The 18,949-nt window shown below is 73.3% G+C and carries 18 protein-coding genes; 11 read left to right on the top strand and 7 right to left on the bottom strand.

Annotated elements, in window-relative coordinates:
• Positions 1 to 289 precede the first annotated feature (289 nt).
• A complete protein-coding gene (locus IH61_RS0131930) occupies positions 290 to 1,297 on the bottom strand; it encodes an ATP-binding protein (protein WP_031076277.1) in 1,008 nt (335 codons plus the stop codon).
• Positions 1,298 to 1,517: 220 nt separating this feature from the next.
• Here IH61_RS0131930 and IH61_RS0131935 point away from each other — a divergent pair, with 220 nt between their 5' ends.
• Positions 1,518 to 2,414 (top strand): hypothetical protein, encoded by an 897-nt coding sequence (locus IH61_RS0131935; protein WP_031076279.1) that lies wholly within the window; start codon positions 1,518 to 1,520, stop codon positions 2,412 to 2,414.
• A gap of 409 nt (positions 2,415 to 2,823) precedes the next feature.
• Here the strand turns inward: IH61_RS0131935 and IH61_RS0131940 are convergent, their stop codons facing one another.
• A complete protein-coding gene (locus IH61_RS0131940) occupies positions 2,824 to 3,723 on the bottom strand; it encodes an HAD family hydrolase (protein WP_078911551.1) in 900 nt (299 codons plus the stop codon).
• A gap of 749 nt (positions 3,724 to 4,472) precedes the next feature.
• Between IH61_RS0131940 and ssd the strand changes: the two genes are divergently transcribed.
• The 9 genes from ssd to IH61_RS0131985 all read left to right on the top strand — a co-directional run bounded on the left by ssd (position 4,473) and on the right by IH61_RS0131985 (position 13,526).
• The gene (gene ssd, locus IH61_RS0131945; RefSeq protein WP_031076284.1) at positions 4,473 to 5,597 is read left to right on the top strand and encodes a septum site-determining protein Ssd; all 1,125 of its coding nucleotides are present in this window, start codon (positions 4,473 to 4,475) and stop codon (positions 5,595 to 5,597) included.
• Positions 5,597 to 6,961, top strand: a complete 1,365-nt coding sequence (locus tag IH61_RS0131950) for a TadA family conjugal transfer-associated ATPase (RefSeq protein WP_107057286.1) — start codon at positions 5,597 to 5,599, stop codon at positions 6,959 to 6,961. The genes ssd and IH61_RS0131950 overlap by 1 nt, the downstream gene beginning before the upstream one ends.
• Complete coding sequence (locus IH61_RS47370) at positions 6,958 to 7,101, top strand: hypothetical protein (protein WP_158845510.1); 144 nt, start codon at positions 6,958 to 6,960, stop codon at positions 7,099 to 7,101. Before IH61_RS0131950 ends, IH61_RS47370 begins: the two co-directional genes overlap by 4 nt.
• A 325-nt stretch (positions 7,102 to 7,426) precedes the next feature.
• A complete protein-coding gene (locus IH61_RS0131960; protein ID WP_234327418.1) occupies positions 7,427 to 8,239 on the top strand; it encodes a type II secretion system F family protein in 813 nt (270 codons plus the stop codon).
• Between the two features lie 173 nt (positions 8,240 to 8,412).
• The gene (locus tag IH61_RS0131965) at positions 8,413 to 9,012 is read left to right on the top strand and encodes a type II secretion system F family protein (RefSeq protein ID WP_158845513.1); all 600 of its coding nucleotides are present in this window, start codon (positions 8,413 to 8,415) and stop codon (positions 9,010 to 9,012) included.
• 47 nt (positions 9,013 to 9,059) lie between these two features.
• A complete protein-coding gene (locus IH61_RS50430) occupies positions 9,060 to 9,188 on the top strand; it encodes a DUF4244 domain-containing protein (RefSeq protein WP_420714013.1) in 129 nt (42 codons plus the stop codon).
• 80 nt (positions 9,189 to 9,268) lie between these two features.
• Complete coding sequence (locus IH61_RS0131975) at positions 9,269 to 10,423, top strand: tyrosine-type recombinase/integrase (RefSeq protein WP_051838436.1); 1,155 nt, start codon at positions 9,269 to 9,271, stop codon at positions 10,421 to 10,423.
• Positions 10,420 to 12,948 carry a tyrosine-type recombinase/integrase gene (locus IH61_RS0131980; protein ID WP_031076294.1) on the top strand — a complete coding sequence of 843 codons (2,529 nt, stop codon included), beginning with the start codon at positions 10,420 to 10,422 and terminating at the stop codon, positions 12,946 to 12,948. Before IH61_RS0131975 ends, IH61_RS0131980 begins: the two co-directional genes overlap by 4 nt.
• The gene (locus IH61_RS0131985; RefSeq protein WP_031076296.1) at positions 12,945 to 13,526 is read left to right on the top strand and encodes a DUF6262 family protein; all 582 of its coding nucleotides are present in this window, start codon (positions 12,945 to 12,947) and stop codon (positions 13,524 to 13,526) included. The genes IH61_RS0131980 and IH61_RS0131985 overlap by 4 nt, the downstream gene beginning before the upstream one ends.
• 39 nt (positions 13,527 to 13,565) lie before the next feature.
• Here the strand turns inward: IH61_RS0131985 and IH61_RS0131990 are convergent, their stop codons facing one another.
• From IH61_RS0131990 to IH61_RS0132005, 4 genes are all read right to left on the bottom strand, one after another.
• Positions 13,566 to 14,135 (bottom strand): hypothetical protein, encoded by a 570-nt coding sequence (locus IH61_RS0131990; protein ID WP_031076298.1) that lies wholly within the window; start codon positions 14,133 to 14,135, stop codon positions 13,566 to 13,568.
• Complete coding sequence (locus IH61_RS0131995) at positions 14,132 to 15,115, bottom strand: hypothetical protein (protein WP_031076300.1); 984 nt, start codon at positions 15,113 to 15,115, stop codon at positions 14,132 to 14,134. Before IH61_RS0131995 ends, IH61_RS0131990 begins: the two co-directional genes overlap by 4 nt.
• Positions 15,112 to 15,942 carry a hypothetical protein gene (locus IH61_RS0132000; RefSeq protein WP_031076302.1) on the bottom strand — a complete coding sequence of 277 codons (831 nt, stop codon included), beginning with the start codon at positions 15,940 to 15,942 and terminating at the stop codon, positions 15,112 to 15,114. The genes IH61_RS0131995 and IH61_RS0132000 overlap by 4 nt, the downstream gene beginning before the upstream one ends.
• 201 nt (positions 15,943 to 16,143) lie before the next feature.
• On the bottom strand, positions 16,144 to 16,965 hold the full coding sequence (locus tag IH61_RS0132005; RefSeq protein WP_051838437.1) for a protein kinase domain-containing protein: 822 nt from the start codon (positions 16,963 to 16,965) through the stop codon (positions 16,144 to 16,146).
• 216 nt (positions 16,966 to 17,181) lie between these two features.
• Between IH61_RS0132005 and IH61_RS0132010 the strand changes: the two genes are divergently transcribed.
• On the top strand, positions 17,182 to 18,426 hold the full coding sequence (locus IH61_RS0132010; protein WP_158845516.1) for an MFS transporter: 1,245 nt from the start codon (positions 17,182 to 17,184) through the stop codon (positions 18,424 to 18,426).
• 61 nt (positions 18,427 to 18,487) lie between these two features.
• Here the strand turns inward: IH61_RS0132010 and IH61_RS41840 are convergent, their stop codons facing one another.
• Entirely contained in the window at positions 18,488 to 18,919 is a 432-nt protein-coding gene (locus IH61_RS41840) for a hypothetical protein (RefSeq protein ID WP_031076309.1), read from the bottom strand.
• Between the last annotated feature and the right edge of the window lie 30 nt (positions 18,920 to 18,949).

Below are 18,949 nucleotides of genomic sequence, written 5' to 3' on the forward strand. Positions count from 1 at the left end.
TCGACCATCAGGGCCCGCAGGGGCCCGGGCGAGTTGCGGGAAGTCTCGCCGGAAGGGCCGCTGGACGGACCATCAAGACTCGGTAAACCGAGGGTAATGAAAGCTTTGCACAGCGTCATCCGGAGAGGGAAGCGGAAAAGCCGCGATTCACCCCATTGGGTGGTGGTCGAACCGTTGCGAATCTGCTCGCGATGGTGGACGGGCGGGCCGCACAACGGCGAACGGGCCGCGGCCGGCCCCCGGGGGAGGGGCGGCCGCGGCCCGTTCGGGTCGGCCGGGGCGAGGCGGGTCAGGCCGGGGCGCCCGCCGGGGCGGGGTGCGTGGATCCGGGCGTGAACTCGCCCAGGACGAAGCCCTCGTCGACCTGGGTCGCGAGGTCGATGCCGACCTTGGCGTTGGCCCAGCTCTCGGCGTTGCGGCGGTGGAAGAGCACGGCCTGCTCGGTGTAGCGCCGCGCGTCGCGCAGCCCGTACGCCGCCTCGACCTCGGCGCGCAGCTCCTCGAGCACCGCCCGGTTGGCCGGCTCCAGGGACTTGAGCGGCGGCTCGGCGCCCTGCTCCAGGCGGCGCACCCAGTCGGACTGGCCGAAGGTGGTGAGCAGGTCGTCGCCGACCTCGCGGCGCAGGAACGCCAGGTCGTCCGGGCCCTGCACCTTGTTGCCGATCACCCGCAGCTGCACCCCGAAGTCCCGGGCGTAGTCCCTGTACTGGCGGTAGACGGAGACGCCCTTGCGGGTCGGCTCGGCCACCAGGAAGGTCAGGTCGAAGCGGGTGAACAGGCCGGAGGCGAAGGAGTCGGAGCCGGCGGTCATGTCGGTGACCAGGTACTCGTCGGGGCCGTCCAGCAGGTGGTTGAGAAGCAGTTCCACCGCGCCGACCTTGGAGTGGTAGCAGGCCACCCCGAGGTCCTCCTCGGCGAACGCGCCGGTGGCCAGCAGCCGGACGGAGCCCTCGTCCAGCGCGATGGGGCGGGCGCAGGCGGCGTAGACCGGGTTCTCCTCGACGATCCGCAGCAGGCGCGATCCGCGGCCGGGTGGCGTGGTCTTGATCATCTCGTCGGCCGAGCGGATCAGCGGGTTGTCGCCGCGCAGGTACTCCTTGATCTCCGGCAGGCGCGCGCCCAGGGCGGGCAGCGCGGCGGCCTGAGCGTCCGTCAGTCCGAGTGCGGGGCCCAGGTGCTGGTTGATGTCGGCGTCGACGGCGATCACCGGGCGGCCGGAGGCGGCCAGGTGGCGGATGAACAGTGCGGACAGGGTGGTCTTACCGCTGCCGCCCTTGCCGACGAAGGCGATCTTCATCTGGGACTCCGGCTCTCGCTCTGGGCCCTCGCTCGGGGCCGCCTGCTCAGGGGCCGCAAGCGGAGGCTGCGCCCCTAATTGGAAATCGTTATCGTCTCCGTTAGGCGTCATGCTATCCGGGGTTTGGGTGTCACCGGGGGAGGGAAGTGAGGATTGCCTCTAACGGGTGATGCGGGGTTGCTGTTCCGGGAGGGGCGACCCGTTCATTACTCTCGGGTAGGTGAGCACTGGAACTGATCCCCTCGCCCCGCTGGCCCAGCTCCCCGGGGTGCCCGACGCCGTGGCCGAGGTGCGCAAGGCCGTCGACCGGCTCTACGGCCACCGGGTGATGCGCCGCCGAGCGGCCGAGGTCACCTCCGAGTCCGCACTGCGCGGAGCCCGCGCCTCGGCGGCCCTGGCCGGTGCCGACTGGCCGCTGGAGGAGGTCCGGCGCCGCAGCGACTTCAGCGCCGACCCCGAGGCCCGGACCGTCGGCGCCGCCCTGCGCATCGCCGCCGAGGCGGGCCAGCTGCTCAGCATCTGGCGCCACTCGCCGCTCCAGGTGCTGGCCCGGCTGCACCTGCTCGCCGTCGGCGACGGCGACCCGGGCGCGGGCGCGGGCCGCCCGCGCAAGGCGGGGGAGGGGGTCGAGGACCTGTTCCCCCTCGAGCTCCAGCCCGTCGAGAGCGTCTCCGTGGAGCCCGTGGCCGGCCCGCTGCCCGTACTGCCGCCCGCGCCCGGCGCGGAGGAGGTCGCGGCCCGGCTCGACCAGCTCTCCCGGCTGCTGGTGGCCCGCGCCGAGGGCCAGGGCGTCGGCACACCCGCCCTGGTGGTGGCCTCGGTGGTGCACGGCGAACTGCTCGCGCTGCGCCCGTTCGGCTCGTACAACGGGGTGATCGCGCGGGCCGCCCAGCGGATCGTGCTGATCGCCGAGGGCCTCGACCCGAAGTCGATCTGCCCGGCCGAGGTCGGCCTCGCCGAACTCGGCACCGGGGCCTATCGGCAGGCCCTCGCGGGCTACCTGTCCGGCACGCCGCAGGGGATGGCGGCCTGGATCGCCCACTGCGGCGCCGCGCTGCGGCTCGGCGTCCGGGAGTCCACCGCGGTCTGCGAGGCGATGCAGCGCGGCATGGTCTGATCCGGCCCCCGGCCCCCGGCGCACGTCGGTCGCGCCTGCGGGTCGCCGGGTCGCGCACGTGAATGCGGCGGCACCTGATCCTGCCGGGTGCCGCCGCTGGTGCAGATGTCGGGTGACCAAGCATGCACCGGAAGTGCCGATCAGACGGGGATCCTGCCCGTTCGTCTGGTCCGGCGGCCCGACAGCGGGTCGGCTGCATGTGGGTGCTCGGCTATCTGCACGCGGTCCGTGGGGCCTTAACTGCGTTGTCGGTTCGACCTCTTCGGTCCTGACCGGGTCTCGCGGGCCGTGCTTCATTTGTATCGCGTTTCGGGCGAAAGGGGAACCCGAAAGGTGAACTAAGCGGCGATTGCCCGTTTTGTGACCTTTTGAGGATGTGGACGGGCGTGTCCCGCCCCGGGCCCGGGTCTCAGGCCGCCGGGCGGCGCCGCCGGGCCAGGTACCAGATCACCCCGGCCGTCACCGCGGCCGCCCCGACCGCCACCGCCGTCAGCACCGAACCGCTCGGGGCCGAGAACTCCGGGAGCCGGCGCCGCAGTTGCACCGGCCGGTCGAAGACCAGCACCGGCCACTCCCGGGCCTGCGCCTCCTTCCGCAGCGCGCGGTCGGGGTTCACGGCGGACGGGTGGCCCACCGCCTCCAGTAGCGGCAGGTCGGTGGAGGAGTCGCTGTAGGCGTAGGAGGAGGCCAGGTCGTAGCCCTCCGAGGCGGCCAACTCCCGGATGGCGGCGGCCTTGTTCTCGGCGTAGGCGTAGTACTCGATCTCGCCGGTGTAGCAGCCGTTCTCGACCTTGAGCCGGGTGGCGATCACGTGGTCCGCGCCGAGCAGCGCGCCGATCGGCTCGACCACCTCGGAGCCGGAACTGCTGACGATCACCACGTCCCGTCCCGCCGCGTGGTGCTGCTCGATCAGTGAGGCGGCCTCGTCGTAGATGATCGGGTCGATCAGGTTGTGCAGGGTCTCGGCGACGATCTCGCGGACCTGCTGGACGTTCCAGCCCCGGGTGAGCGAGGAGAGGTACTCCCGCATCTTCTCCATCTGGTCGTGGTCCGCGCCGCCGACCAGGAAGACGAACTGGGCGTAGGCGCTGCGCAGCACGCCCCGACGGTTGATCAGGCCCCCCTGGTAGAAGGGGCGGCTGAACGCCAGGGCGCTGGACTTGGCGATGATGGTCTTGTCGAGGTCGAAGAAGGCCGCCGTGCGCGGGCCCGCCGGCCTCGGGCGGACGGGCGGGCGGAACTGCTCGGGCCCGGTGGTCTCGCCCGGGGAGTCGTCGGCGCGGTCGTCGGCGTTCTCGGTGGTGTCCACGGGAACCGAGGATAGAGGGAGCCACAAAACAGCCCTCCATTCGGCGTACTCCCGGGCGTGCGGGTTTGTGTTTCTGGCCGCTCGGGTACACCATGGAAGTCACGGATCGTTCGCGACCGTGCTAACCCGGTCCGGCTCCTCCCCCCCGAGTCGGGCTGTGGATAGACGACCCCCGCTCTCCCCCCCGGCGGGGGTCGTCGCACGTCCGGGGCCATTTTCAGGGCCTGAACGGCTTCGCGCGGGTGGCTGGGTCTGTCGCCGCCGGCGGTGTACGGGGGGTGTCGACACCCTGGTCGGCGTCCCTCGTTTCGTCACTCTGCGTCGTCGATCGATGTGATGTGACGCACGTCGCGCGGCCGGTTCCGATCGATGCTTTCCCGTCCCCGAAGGGACGTGCCCGGAGCATCCCGACGGTCTTCCTGCGGCGTTCGGAGTGGATGTCCGGTGTCCCGTTAACGGGCCGCGGGGGCCCGCGGTTCATCTCCGTGATCCTCGATCGTCAATTTCTTCACCGATTAGCCCCCCGCCCGGGTGAACGCTTGGCCATTCGGCACATGGGTTATCCACAGGGAATCGGAACGCCGCTGACGGATTCCGCATCTCCCCCCACCGTGGTCGTCGGCGGCGGTCGCCGGGCACGGCCCCAACCCCTTCATCCTCCCCCGGGCCCTGCCTGGCGACCGTCCGCCGGAACCGTCCGACGTGCGCCGTCGGCCCCTCGCGGGGCGGCGGCGCGGAGGGGAGTCACCATGTCGACGCCGATCGCCGACCACGTCACCGCCGGGGGCCCCGGGCCCGTAGGGCCGCTCGTCGTCACCGAGGACGAGGGCCTGGCCGAGCACCTGCTGCGGCTCTGCGCGGCCGCCGGGACGGAGCCCAGGCTGATCCGCGGCGCACCGCCGACGCGCGAGCACTGGGCCGGCGCCCCGCTGGTCCTGGTCGGGGACGACCAGGCCCAGCACTGCGCCGGACTGGAGCGGCGGGCCGGAGTGCTGTTGCTCGGGCTGGACCTCGACGACCCCGGGGTGTGGGTCAGAGCCGTCCAACTCGGCGCCGAGCACGTGCTGTTCCTGCCCGACGCCGAATCCTGGCTGCTCGACCGGATCGCCGACGCGGCCGAGGGCGTCGGCTCGCCGGCGGTCACCGTGGCCGTCCTCGGCGGCCGGGGCGGCGCCGGGGCCTCCACGCTGGCCTGCGCCCTCGCGGTCACGGCCGCGCGTACGGGCCGCCGGGCGATGCTCATCGACGGCGACCCGCTGGGCGGCGGCCTGGACATCCTGCTCGGCGGCGAGACGGTCCGAGGACTGCGCTGGCCCGACCTCGCGAGCTCACGCGGCCGGGTCAGCGGGGCCGAGCTGGCCCGGGCGCTGCCCGCGCTCAAACGGCTCTCCACGCTCTCCTGCCTGTCCTGGGACCGAGGGGACACCCTCACGGTGCCGCCGCAGGCCATGCGCAGCGTGCTGGCCGCCTCCAGGCGGCGCGGCGGGCTGGTCGTGGTCGACGTGCCCCGCCATCTCGACGAGGCCGCCGGGCAGGCGCTGGAGCAGGCCGACCTGGCGCTGCTGGTGGTGCCGGCCGAACTGCGGGCGGTCGCGGCCGCCGACCGGGTCGCGGCGGCGGCCCGGATGCGGCTCGGGGACGTCCGGGCCGTGATCCGTCCCGTGCGCGCCTCGGGGCTCCCCGCGCGCCGGATCGCCCGGGGGCTGCGGCTGGAGCTCGCGGGGGAGCTGGAACCGGAGCCCGGACTGGCCGGGGACGTCGACAAGGGCGTCCCGCCCGGCAGCCGGGACACGGGGCCGCTGGCGCGCTTCTGCGCGACCTTCCTGAACGAAGTGCTGCCGCCGGTGCCGGCGGTGGGAGGAGGTGTGTACTGATGGTCCGTCTGAGGAGGACACCCGTACGGGGCGGGGCGCCCGCCGCGGGCGACGGTGCGCGGGAGCACCGTCCGCTCAGGAGCGTGCCGCTGCCCGGTGTGCCGTTGCCCGGGTCGCCGCTCGGTGTGGCGTCCGAGGCCGCGCACGGGCCCTGCCCGTACGGCCGGACGGCGAGCGAGGAGCGGACGGCGGAGCTGGTGGACGCGGTGCGGCTGCGGCTGGCCGAGTCCGGGGCCGCGCCGACGGCGGGCTCGGTCGCGGCCGTGCTGAGGGCCAACAGGCCCCCGCTCGGCGGGGACGAACTGCTGGACACCGTGCGCTCGCTGCGCGCCGAACTGGTGGGTGCGGGCCCGCTGGAGCGGCTGCTGGCGGCGCCCGACGTCACCGACGTGCTGGTGAACGGTCCGGACGAGGTGTGGGTCGACCGTGGCGGCGGTCTGCACCGGGCCACCGGAGTCCGCTTCACCGACGCCGAGGCGGTGCGCCGGCTGGCCCACCGGCTGGCCACCGCCGCCGGGCGGCGGCTGGACGACGCCCGGCCCTGGGTGGACGCCCGGCTGCCGGACGGCACCAGGCTGCACGCCGTGCTGCCGCCCATCGCGGCGGACTGCACGCACATCTCGCTGCGGGTGTGCCGACCGAGGCCCTTCACGCTCGACGAACTGGTGGCGGGCGGCGCCCTGCCGCCGGAGGGCGCCGGCCTGCTGGCCGGCATCGTGCGGTCACGGCTGTCGCTGCTGGTCAGCGGGGGCACCGGCTCGGGGAAGACGACCCTCCTGGCAGCGTTGCTCGGCCTGGTCGGGCCGGAGGAACGGATCGTCGTGGTCGAGGACTCGGCCGAACTGCGACCGGCCCACCCGCACGTGGTCCGGCTGCAGAGCAGGCCCCCGAACCAGGAGGGGCTGGGCGAGCTCACCCTGCGGGACCTCGTCCGGCAGGCGCTGCGGATGCGCCCGGACCGGCTGGTGATCGGCGAGGTGCGCGGGGCCGAGGTCTCGGACCTGCTGGCGGCCCTGAACACAGGACACGAAGGAGGCACGGGCACGGTCCACGCCAACACGGCGGCGGACGTTCCGGTGCGGCTGGAGGCCCTCGGCTCGCTGGCGGGGCTCGACCGCCCCGCCCTGCACAGCCAACTGCGCGCCGCGCTCGACGTGGTGGTGCACGTGGCCCGCGAACCGGGCTCGGGGCGGCGCCGGGTGGCGGAGATCCACACGCTGTCGGGCGACGGCGCCGGGCTGGCCGTCACCACCGAGGCGGTCGCCTTCCCGGCGGCGGGCGGCATGGTGCCCGGGCCGGGCTGGCAGCGGCTGGTGGGGCTGCTGGCGGCGCGCGGGGTGCAGCTGGGCAAGGGGCCGCCGTGACGGTCACGGTGACGGCCGCTGTGGCCGGGCTGGCGGGCGCGCGGACGCGGGCGGCGGAGCTCGCCTTCGTCCTGCTGCTGATCGGGTGCGCCGTGGGTGCGATGGCCCTGCTCGGGGCCTGGGGCAGGAGAAGGCGGTGAGTGTGGAGGCGAAAGGTATGACTGATCGTCAGGTCGCTCTCGGGGGGCCGGCGGTGTCGTGTGCGGTGCGAAGGGTCCGGTGTCTTCGGTGGAAGCGGAGGTGGGTCGGGTGACGCAGAGTCAGATGGCTGTCTGGTGGTCTGCGGTGCTGTGTGTGATTGCCGTGGCCGGATGGTGCGCGGTTCAGAGGCAGCTGCCGGGAGGCAGGCGTTTTCGGTTGGTGGTCGGCGGTGGTGGGCCGCCGGACTCCGGCGCCTGGGCGGTTCGGCGGGGCAGGTTGCGGCCGCCGCGCGGCTCTCTGGCCTCCCCGACCTCCCCGACCTCCTTGGCTTCCCTGACAGCCCTGGCGCCTGAACTGCTGCTCCTGCCGGCCGGTTTGGCCGGGTGGTGGGCCACCGCCTCCCCGGTGCCCGCGGTGGCTGCGGCGCTGGCCGTGCTGCCGCTGCGCAGGTGGCGGCAGCGGCGGCGCCTGGCGGTGGAGGCCGGGCGGCGCGCGGCGGCCGTGGTGGAGCTGTGCGTCGCGTTGGCCGGGGAGCTGCGGGGCGGGGCGACGCCCGAGCAGGCGCTGCACCTGGTCACCGCGCGCCTCGCGGCCGATCCGCGGGGGCTGCGCAGGCTCGGCGAGGAGCCGGTGGCGCGGCTGGCGGCCGGCCGGTACGGCGGGGACGTGCCCGCGGCGTTCCAACTGCTCGCCGAACTCCCGGGCGGGAGCGGGGCGTCGGCGATCGCGGCCTGCTGGCGGGTGGCCTCGGACGGCGGGTCGGGGCTGGCCGCCGCGCTGGACCGGGTCGCGGAGGCGCTGCGCGGCGAGCGGGCGCTGGCGGAGGAGATCGCCGGGGAGTTGGCCGGCCCCCGGGCCACCATCGCCGTGCTGGCGGCCCTGCCCGGCGCGGGGCTGCTCCTGGGTGCGGCACTCGGGGCCCGTCCGCTGGAGGTCCTGCTGCACACGCCCGTCGGGCTGGGCTGCCTCGCGGCGGGGGCGGTGCTGGAGGGCCTGGGCGTGCTGTGGACGGGCCGGATCGTTCGGGCCGCCGCCAGGGGCGGGTCGGAGGTCCCTGCTCGCCCGGGCGCTGCGGGAGGTGAGGGCTGCGGGCTTTCGCGGGTGCGGGCGCCCGGAGCGGTGGTGAGGCCGGGGTGATGCGGGGGGTGGGTTGGGCGGCCATCGGCTGCTTGACGGTGGTCGCGGTGTGGGTGTCGGCCTCGTCGCGGGGGCGGGCGAGGCGGCGGCGGGTGCTCGGAGGGCAGCCGGAACGGAAGGAGGTGCGGGAACGGGCCCGGCCGGGCGGGGCGGGCGGTGAGCGTGGCCGGCGCGTGGCGCTCGCGATCGTGGCGGGGCTCGGTGCGGCGCTGCTGCTCGGTGGCGGAGCCGGAGCGGGAGTCGGGCTGCTGGTGGCGGTGGGTGTGCACCGCTGGTCGGCCCGGGCACGCTCGCCGACCGATCGGAGGACGGCTCGGGAGGAGGAGCTGCTGATCCTGCAACTCCCCCTGGGGGCCGAGCTGTTGGCGGCTTGCCTGGGTTCGGCGGACTCGCCCTCGGCGGCCGTCTCGGCGGTCGGGAGCAGCGTGGACGCCCCGCTGGGGCCCCGGCTGGTGGCGATCGGGGCCGAACTGGCCCTGGGGGCACCGCCGGAGCTGTGCTGGGACCGGCTGGGGAAGCAGCACCCCGCGCTGGAGCCGCTGGCCCGCTGCCTGATCCGTACGAGCCTCAGCGGGGCTCCGGCGGCCGGGCCGCTGATCGGCCTGGCCCAGGGGCAGCGGGCGGCGGCGGCCCGTGCGGCCCACACCCGGGTCCGTCGGGCGGGGGTGCTCGCCACCGCCCCGCTGGGGCTCTGCTTCCTGCCGGCCTTCGTTCTGATCGGGGTCGTGCCGGTGGTCGTCGGTCTCACCAGCCGCTTCGCGGAAGCGATGTGACGTGGTGTTCGTCAATCGGAGAGAAGGAGGAATTCATGACCGAGGTGATGGTGGCGAGGTTCGGTGCCGGGTGGTTGCGGCAGGCGGCCCGTCGGCGGTCGAGGTCGGATGCCGGAATGACCACCGCGGAATACGCAGTGGGGACTTTGGTTATCTTGGGTAGAAATCAGTCGTAAGGCAAGTAAGCCAAGTAGGGTGATCTCTACTTGGCTTACAACTATCCGGGGGGTGTTAAAGCAAGTTGGCTACGTCAGCGATGCTGGCTCGTCACTTCCGTGCCGAGCGCGCGATCTCCGCAGACGGCAGCTCGTTCTGGGTGGTCGTCAACGAGTCGTTCGAGCTCCATGTCGAGGCGTGCGCGTACCTGGCCGGCCTGCGCAACGGGGGCCGGTCGTGGAACACGGGGAAGACCTACTCGGGGCGGATCGCCCTGTACCTGTCGTACTGCCATGAGTTCGGCGTCGACTGGACGCGGCCCTCGCTGGCCCAACTGCACGCCTTGTTGCGGTGGTTGGTCGATGTTCCGCTCCCGCCGCGCGGGCATCGGCCCGAGGTCGAGCCGAGGTACCGGGACGAGGGCACGGCCAACGCGATCATCGGCACGATCGGGGAGTTCCTGATCTGGTCGTCGCTGCAGGGCTGGGTGCCGCAGGCGGTGGCCAGCCAGCTGGTGCAGCCCAGGTTCCTGCGGTTCGCCCCGGCGGGCTTCGACCCGGGCGAGGACGGCCAGCGGCGGCACATCGACGGCCGGCGGATCAAGTTCCGCGTGGCGGTGCCCGGTTACGAGTGGCTCACGGACGACGAGATCAGCCAGATCGTGGCGGTCACGACCCACGCCCGGGACCGGTTCCTGGTCGTGCTGCTGGCGGTCACCGGGATGCGGATCGGCGAGGCGCTGGGACTGCGGCGCGAGGACATGCACTTCCTGCCGAACTCGTCCTCTCTGGGCTGCAAGGTCAAGGACGCGCACGTCCACGTGCGCCGCCGGGTGAACAGCAACGGCGCCTACGCGAAGTCCGTCCAGCCGCGGTGGATTCCGGTCGACGACGAGTCGATCGCGCTCTACACCGACTACCGCTACGAGCGGGACGAGGTGGCGGAGGCGATGGACAGCGACATGGTGTTCGTCAACCTGTTCCGGGCGCCGCTGGGCAGCGCGATGAAGTACTCGAACACCTACGAGCTGTTCAAGCGGCTGGCCGCCCGGGCGGGCTTCCGGGCCCGGCCGCACATGCTCAGGCACTCGGCGATCACCCGCTGGGTGCGCAACGGGGTGAAACCCGACGTGGCCCAGAACATGGCGGGGCATCAGTCCCCGGCCTCGATGGCCCGCTACACCCACGCCACTGACCAGGACAAACGTGACGCGGTCGAGAAGGTGGCCGCCAAGTTCAGGGAGACCACAGCGTGAGCGCGACCGGCAACGTCGTTCCCCTCCAGCGGTCCAAGGCCGCGCCGCAGGAGCCGAGGCCCACCGGTGTGCATCCTGACCTGGTCGACGGCTGGACGGGGTGGTTGCGCGAGAACACCACCGCCGACTGGCGGCTGCTGGAGTGGAATCCGTCCACGCTGGTGTTCACCGGCGACATCGACAATCCGCGCACGGTGGTGTTCCGCTGCGGGGTTGCGGCCTGCGACCAGTTGGCCAGCGCGAGGAGCCTGTGCACCGCGTGCGGGAAGGCCCACAAGGCCAGCGGGATGCTGTTGAAGGAGTTCAAGGCGACCTTCGTCCCGGTGCGCGACCGCAGTGTCACCGGGGTCCAGCTGCGGTGCCGGGTGCAGGACTGCCCGCGCGATTCGCACCTGTGGGGGCTGTGCAGCTCGCACGCCTCGCTGCGGCAGAAGGACCTCGACCGCAACCCGTCCTCCCCGTTGGACGCCTGGGTCGCACGGCAGCGGCCGTACGATCCGGTTCCGGCCTGCCGGGTGCGCGGGTGCCGCTACGACGGCCGGGGCCAGCACGGCCTGTGCTTCCAGCACGGCCGGCGCTACCGGCAGCACCCCGCCTCGAACACCGGCGCCCCGGTGCCGCCCTCCTGGCTGGAGCACCAGGCCCCCTACCTGCGGGTTCACCAGTTCTCGCTGGCGCCGCTGCACCCGGCGGCCCGGCTGGAGGTGCTGTACGCGCTCCAGCAGCGCGACGCGCGGGGGCAGAAGGTCGACCCGCTAGCGGTGCGGCGGATGATCGCCTACCTGGCGGAGTCCTTCGACAGCCTGACCGTTGTCGCCGCCGACCAGCTGCCGGGGCGCTCGCACGTCAACGTGGACTCGCTGATCCGCGAGACCCACCGGGTGGTGACGGCCGCGTTCGCGCGCTTCCAGGGGGTCGTCCCGGCCGAGCTGCCGGTGCTGGACATGGCCGAGCTCGGGGTTCGGGGCAAGCGGGGCGGCCGGACCAGCCGCAGCGGGAACCTCGACCTGACCGAGCTCAAGCAGCCGTGGTTGCGGCAGGTCCTGGTCTCCTGGGTCGATGACACGAAGCCGACCACCGGCGAGGTCCGGCGGGCCCACCGGGCGTGCTGCACCGCCGCCCGCGCGCTGGACCTGCGGCCGGGCGGCGGAACGGACATGGCCCAGCTGGGCTTCGCCGACATGAACGCGGTGGTCGACGCGTTCCGCGTGCTGCCGAAGCTGGACGGCCAGCCGATGGGCAACAAGGCCCGTAGCGCCCTGCTGTCGTTCTTCTTCAGGGTCCTCGACCACAGCCGCGCGGCCGGCTACCTCGACGGCATGTCCGCGTACTTCGCCCGCCACAGCACCCACGTGATCGCCGTCGAGGAGACGGACGAGGACGAGGCCGGCAAGGCCCTGCCGGACACGGTGATGCGCCAGCTCAACGCCAACATCCACCTGCTCGGCCAGGACGTCACCCACGGCCGGATGACCCCCGAGCAGGTCAAGGCGATGTGCACCGCCGTCTACCAGCTCCTGCGCGACACCGGGCGCCGCCCGTACGAGATCGCCGAGCTGCGGGTCACCTGCCTCAAGCAGGAGAAGGGCGACTGGGGCCTGATCTGGGACAACCGCAAGGCCAAGCGGCTCCGCCGCAACCTGCCGATCGCGAGTGAGACCGCGCGGGCCATCCAGGCATGGCTGGAGGTCCGCGAGACCATCGACCTGCCCACCGGCGCCGACCGGTACCTGTTCCCGCCGACCGGCGAGAACGGGCTCCTGCGGCACCTGCTGCCCGAACACGTCGCCAACTTCATCCGCAAGTGGGCCGACAGCATCGAGGTCATCGAGGGCGAGGAGATCGGCAGGGACGGCACCCTCCTGCCCTTCGACCGGTCCCTGATCTTCCCGTACGCTTTCCGCCACTCGTATGCTCAGCGTCACGCCGACCAGGGCATCCACCCCGATCTGCTGCGGGAATTGATGGATCACCGCTCGCTGGCGACTACTCAGGGTTACTATCGGATCAGTGCCAAGCGCAAGCGCGAAGCCGTCAACATCATGCGGGTGCATGCCACCGACTGGCTCGGCAATCCCGCGCCGCTGTCGTCGGCGACCGCCTACGAGGCCCGGTCGGTGTCGGTGCCGTTCGGCAACTGCACCGAGGCGTCCAACGTGAAGGCTGGCGGCCAGGCGTGCCCGATCAGGTTCCAGTGCGCCGGCTGCGGGCACTACCGGCCCGACCCGTCCTACCTGCACGCCGTCGAGGACCAGATCCGCGCCCTGATGACCGACCGCGAGGTCGCGCTGGCGATGGACGCGGCGGAGTGGGTCGTCGCCGGGTTCGACAACGAGATCGCCGCCTACAAGAAGGTGACCGCCCGGATGCGTGATCAACTCGATGGCATGGACGAGGACGAGCGGGCCCAGGTCGAGGAGGCATCCACGGTGCTCAGGAAGGTGCGGGCGAGCACGGCCGGGCGCGGGAGCGTCGCGCTGCCGATGCCCACCTTCCCCGGTGCGCGGGACGGGGTCGGGGCGTGAGCGGGAAGGCGGCCCGCCAGCCCGGCGACGTCCTGCGCGAGCTCCGCCACAAGGACAGCCAGGTCAAGCGGGCCAAGGTCCTGGCGGCGGTCGACGCGATGAAGGGCCGGGGCGAGCGGATCACCTTCCGTGCGGTCGCCCGCGCGGCCGGGGTGTCCCACACGCTGGTCTACTCCGAGGGCCTGCGCGAGTACGTCGAGTCGGCGATGCAGGGCCAGGCGAGGACCGAGCGCCGCCGCAAGCAGGCCGGGGCAGGGGCCTCGGCGGCGAGCGTGGCCACCGACCTGGAGCTCCTGCGGGCGGAGAACAAGGCCCTGCGCGAGGAGCGGGACCGCCTCAAGGAGGCCGTGCGGCGGGGGCTGGGCGCTCAGGTGGAGAGCGGCGGGACGAAGGAACTCGCCGAGCGGGTCCGTGAGCTGCACGCGGCCCTGGAGCGGATGGCGAACGAACGCGACCAGGCCCGCGTGGAGCGCGACAACCTGAGGGCCGAGCTCGCCGAGACGCAGGACCAGCTCACCTCCGTCCGGGAGGCCAACCGGAGGATCTTCAAGTCCGTCAACACGGGCGGGAGTTCCTGACCCGGGTGTCCGGGGCGCCGACCGGCGCCCCGGACACCGTCAGGCACTCGCTGCTGGCGGGCGGTTCCTCAGCTCGATGACCTCGGCCTCCAGGTCGGCGATCCGCTCTGCCATCTTGTTCACGGTCCGCTGGGTCTTCATCGCCTTGTTGCCGAGCTTCTCGACACCGCTGACCATGCGCATCGCCCCGTCCGCGACCTCGGCCATCTTCGAGAACGCGTCGGCGTCCACGCTGTTGGGGTTGGTCGCCTCGAACGCGCACGCGCGGTGCATCTCGGCCATGGACGCCACGCTCTTTCGGCAGGCCAGCAGCGCGTCCCGGGCGCCGAACTCGTCGCCCTGTCCGGCACGGTGGAAGCGTGTCACCGTCGCCCCGCGCCGCAGCGGGTCCTTGGAGCGCATGAACTGCTCCAGCCGGTGGCCGTCCACCGCGGCGGCCACGCGGGCCCGGCGGACCGCCGCCCGCAGCCGGCTGGCGACCGGCAGGCCGACGCCGGCCGAGATGTCCGCGTAGGACACCTCCTTGCCGGCCCGCGCGTACAGCCACATCAGCACGTCCACGGCGTCCTGCTCGGCCCTGGTCGGCGGCCTGTCCTCGGCCCGGCTCACCCCAGCTTCTCGCTTTCCTCGATGAACGCCCTCAGCGCGGCGTCGTCCAGGACCGCGTACGGGCTGGCCGCCAGGTCCCGGATGAAGTCGACGGCGGCCTTCGTCGCCTCGCACAGCTCGGTGATCGTCCTGCCCCGGTCGCCGGTGAACTGGACGGGGTGCCGCTGCAGCAGCGACAGCACCCGCAGCGTCCCCAACCGGACCTGGGCCAACTCGTTGAAGACCTGCAGAGCGGCGTCCGCCTCGCCCGGCTCGGCGGCGACCCGCACAGCGGCGGCAGCGGCGGCGGCGTCCATCACCTCGCCGTCACCCTCCGGCGACCAGGTGCCGGCCCGGCCGTCGAGTTCCCGGGCGTGCCGGTCGGCGACCGCCTGAGCGGCCTGCCGGTCCACTGCGTCCTGGGCCTCGGCCTCGCGGCGCCTGTGCTCGGCGACGCCCTCTATGGCCGCGTTGCGGGTCGCTGTGTCTGCGATGACCGCGGCCTTGACGGCCTTCGGGTGCCGGGCGACGTCGACCGTGCTGGCCGGGCTCACCCCGACCCGCTCGGCCTCCGCCTCAAGGGCGTCACGGCGCTCGCCCTTGCCCATTCGGGCCTCGTAGCTCCTGTAGAAGCCGTTCTCGCCGTAGAACGGCACCTCCGCCTCGTCGGGAAGCTCCACGTACTCGCCCGAGGCGACGGCGGCCACCGGTGGCACGAGCCCGTCCGCTGCCGCCCGGCCCCACGCATCCAGCAGGGCCTTGACCCGCTTCGCGCCGGTGCCCGTGCGACGCGCGAACTCCCGCGCGCTGAGCTGACGGTAAACGCTTCCGTCGAATCGTTTCGTACGCTGCTCGATCGTGACGCCGTGGCCGGCGTCCAACTCGACTCGGCGCACGACCAGCAGGGCCAGGGCCCAGCCCCCGCCGCGGTTGTGCCGGGCGAACTCGGCGAGGTCGGCGTCCAGGCCGTCGTCGTTCTCCTCGACAGCAGGCGGCGTCACACCGCCACCGCGACCTTCGCCGGACGGCGCCCGCGCGCGGGCTTCGCCGTGCTGCCGAGCCGCATCGTGATCCAGGCGGTGGCCAGTTCCAGCTTGACCAGCGCCTCCCGGGCGGCGGGCAGCTGCTGTTCGACCAGCTGGGCGGAGGGGTGGCGGTTCACGAAACCGCTGGCCTGGTCGCCGAGCTGCACCAGGTCCCGGGCGAGCGGCATCCACTGCGCGGGCGGCTCGGCGCCGTCCAGGTGGTCGCGGTCGCGGTCCCGGCGGTTCTGGGCATCGATCGTCCGGCGGACCGACTTTCGCAAGGTCGCGTCGTCGGCCAGCAGCGAGCACACGATGTTCTCCCGCTCGCCGCCGCTCAGGCCGCCCAGGTAGGCCATGAGCTTGGTCGAGTCCCCGGTGCCCGGGTCCACCAGGTCCTTGAGGGCGGGCGCGGTGCCCAGGACCTGCTGGTAGGCCGCGTGGGTGACGCGGTCGCGGCCGGTCTCGCGGGCCTCCTTCAGCAGGGCGCGGAGCTTGGTCCAGCCCTCGTCCGCCGGTATGCCGCCGGGCCTGGGCCGGGCGCCCTCACGCAGTGTGCTGTAGCTGACGTGCACGCTGCCTTCGGCGATCAGCTGCCGGATCGCCGGGGTGGCCATGCGGGCGGTGTGGCGGTACTCGCGCCCGGTGAAGGGCGCGAGCCCGATCCGGCCGCAGAACTCCTCGAAGACGCTGTCGCTGTTCAGCCCGGCGACGGCCAGCAGCTTGTCGCCGATCGCCAGCCGGTTATCGCGTCCTTGGTCCATCAGCCGGCGGCCTTCGCGGACGTCCTCATCGGTGTAGGTCATGCCATGGTCCCATCAGAGATCAACTCGGACGGGCACGCATCGTAATCATATGAACGCATGACCAAGATCCGGCCAACCGCTCGATTGGAATGATTAGTTGACTGACCGTTAGCCGCCACCAGCGGTGTCAAGCTGGAACGCTCGCGAGAGGTTCATCCTTTCGAGTGAATGCGTTGTCGGGCTAAGGGCCAGGCCGGACCGCTATTCGCCGGCCCGGGCGCTCTCGGTGAGGGTGGCGCGGAGCGACCGGGCAAGCTCGCGGGCGGAGGGCCGCCTGCCGGGGTCGTGGGCGAGGCCGGCCTGCAGGGCGTCCTCGAAGGCGGGAAAGGCCCAGGGTCGGACGGCGGCGACGTCGTGCGAGCGGCCCGCCGCCGTGTCGGCCAGGAGGTCGGGGCGGCGGGCCTGGGGGTCGCGGTAGTCGGTGGGCGGGGTGCGGGTCCAGGACCAGAACAGGGAGGCGGCCAGCGACCACACGTCCGCCTCGGGCGTGGTGGTGATGTGGTCGTCGGTGCCGATGATCAGGGCGGCGATCTCAGGGGCGGTGGTGTGGGCCAGGCCGCCGCGGTGGACGTAGAACGGCACCGGGACGGGCCCCTGGGCACAGGCCAGGTCGATGATCCGCACGGCGCCGTCCTCGAAGACGACGTGGTCGGGCTGGAGGTCGCCGTGCGTCCAGCCGGCGGCGTGCAGCTCGGCGAGCGCTTCGGCGGCCCCGGCGGCGGCGGTGAGGATCGAGCGGCGGGCGGCGGGGGTGTCGCCGCCGCGGTGGGCGGGTTCCAGGGCGTCCCACAGGCTGGTGCCGTCGATCCACCGCATGGTCAGCCAGGTGCCCTCCCCGTAGCGGCCGTGGGCCCGGTAGTGGTCGGCTCCGAGGGCGGCCAGCACCTCGCCTTCGCGGCCGGCCATCAGGCCGCTGGTGATCTTCAAGGCGGTGTCGCCGACCTTGAAGAAGGTGGTGCCGCGTCGCTCGTGCAGGAGCTTCGCTTCGCCGTCCAGGCCGAGTTCGGTGATCAGGGGGTGCACTGGGGTCCTTCCGGGAGGGCTGTTCTCCGGCGGGTGTCCTGGTGGCCAGCCTGCCGGAGTCCGGGGCCGGGGGCGAGTGGCGGGTGTGGCCGCCGCAGGCGGGCGTCCGCGCCCGGGGCGCCTGCGGCGGTGGGGCTTCAAGTTGCCCTAGGGTGTGGGGAGTTCCCGGTGGCGGCCCGCTGCCGGGACTTCGTGCTTCCCGGGGCGGAGTGGATCATGCGATACGTGCGGTTGCTGCGGCGCGGGCCTGTGCTTCTGCTGTGGGGAGCGCAGACGGCGTCGGTGTTCGGCGACCGCCTGTACGCCATGGCCGTGATGTGGATGGCCTGGGAGCACGCGGGTGCCGGGGCGATGGGCCTGGTGGCCGTCGCCGAGTCCCTGCCCTACATCGTGCTCGGCACGGTCGGGCGCCGGGTGATGGACCGGTTCGTCTCGCTTCGGGCCCTGGCGGCGGTGGACGCGGTGCGGCTGGTCCTGGTGGCCGCGCTGCCGTGGGCGTGGGCCGAGTTCGGCACGGTCGGACTGATCACCTCGGCCGCCCTGCTAGGGATCGGCGGGGCCCTGTTCGACCCGAACCTCGGCGCAATGGTGCCGGACCTGGTCCGGCCGGGCGAGATCCAGGCCGTCAGCGGGCTGATGGACCTGACCGGCCGGATCGCCCGGATCGCCGGACCGGGGGCCGCCGGACTGCTGCTGGCGGTGATGCCACTGGCCGGGCTGTTCTGGGTGGACGCGGCGACCTTCGCCGTCTCGGCCCTCGCCCTGGTGCTGCTGGCCGCCCGCACCCGGCCCGCCGCTGCCGCCCCGCAGGCCGGGTCGCACGCGGCGGGGGTGCGGCAGAGCGCCTGGTCGCTGGTGCGGACCCACCCGGACACCGGGGTGGTGCTGGCCGTGCACGGGATCGGGATCTTCGCCGGGGCGGTGTCGCTGGCGATGCCCGCCCTGCTGGCCGCCCGCCTCGGCGCCGGGGCCTCCGCCTACGCGGCGGTGCTGGCCTGCACCGGCGCCGGGGCCCTGGCCGGGAACCTGGTGGCCGGGAACGTGCGACTGCCGGCGCCGCTGACGGCGGTGTACTGCGGGGCCTGGGCCGTGTCCGGGCTGGTGCTGGCCGGCACAGGGCTGGCCGGGTCGCTGCCGGTGCTGCTGGCGCTGTCCGTGCTGTCGGGGGCGGTGTCGCCGTTCCTGCAGATCGCGCTGTCCACGCACTTCGCGCTGTTCCCTCCGGCCGCCCGCAGGCGGCTGCTGACGGTGGACCTGACCGTGATCCGCACCTGCGGGACGGTCTCGATGCTGTTCGTCCCCGCGCTGGCCGCCACCGGGCCGAGGGCCGCGTTCCTGGGCGGCGGCCTGGCCGTCGTCGTGGCCGGCGGGGCGGGGGCTGTGCTGGTGCTGGCCCTGGTGCGGGGGCGCCGTCCGCTGCCGGAGGCCCTGCCGGTGCCGGAACTGGCGGCCCGCGACTGAGCCCAGGCACGGGCCGGGCCCCGCATCGCGGGGCCCGGCCGGTGTGCTGGTGGTGCTCAGGTCAGCTCGCGAGCAGCTGCCAGTGGGTGACGGTGATGTCCTCCAGCGGGATGCCGAGGTCCTTGTAGATCCGCTGGTGCATGGCGCCGAACCAGGCGTCGCGCCGGTCGTCGAAGAACGCCTGGTCGTACCAGGCGACGCCGAGCAGGACGGTGCCGCCGCCGTTGGGGTTGCCGGGCTCGGCCTCCCAGTAGGTGCACTGCCAGTCCCAGAGCATGAGCTCCTCGGGGCGGTTGCGCAGGCGCTCGTCGGACTCGCGCAGGGACTGGATGCACCGCTCGGCGGTGGCCGCGTCGGGGCAGTAGTAGGTGCAGTCGGACTTGGCGATCGGGGTCTTGTCCGCGCGGCGGGCCGCGTCGGCGTCCTCCCCGGTCAGGACGCGGACCCGGGTCACCAGGTCCTCGCGGGTGGCGATCTCTTCGAGGATGGTCACGGTGTTGTGCTCCTCTCGCTGGGGTGTTGA

The organism is Streptomyces sp. NRRL WC-3742 (assembly GCF_000720635.1).
Classification (GTDB): Bacteria; Actinomycetota; Actinomycetes; order Streptomycetales; family Streptomycetaceae; genus Kitasatospora.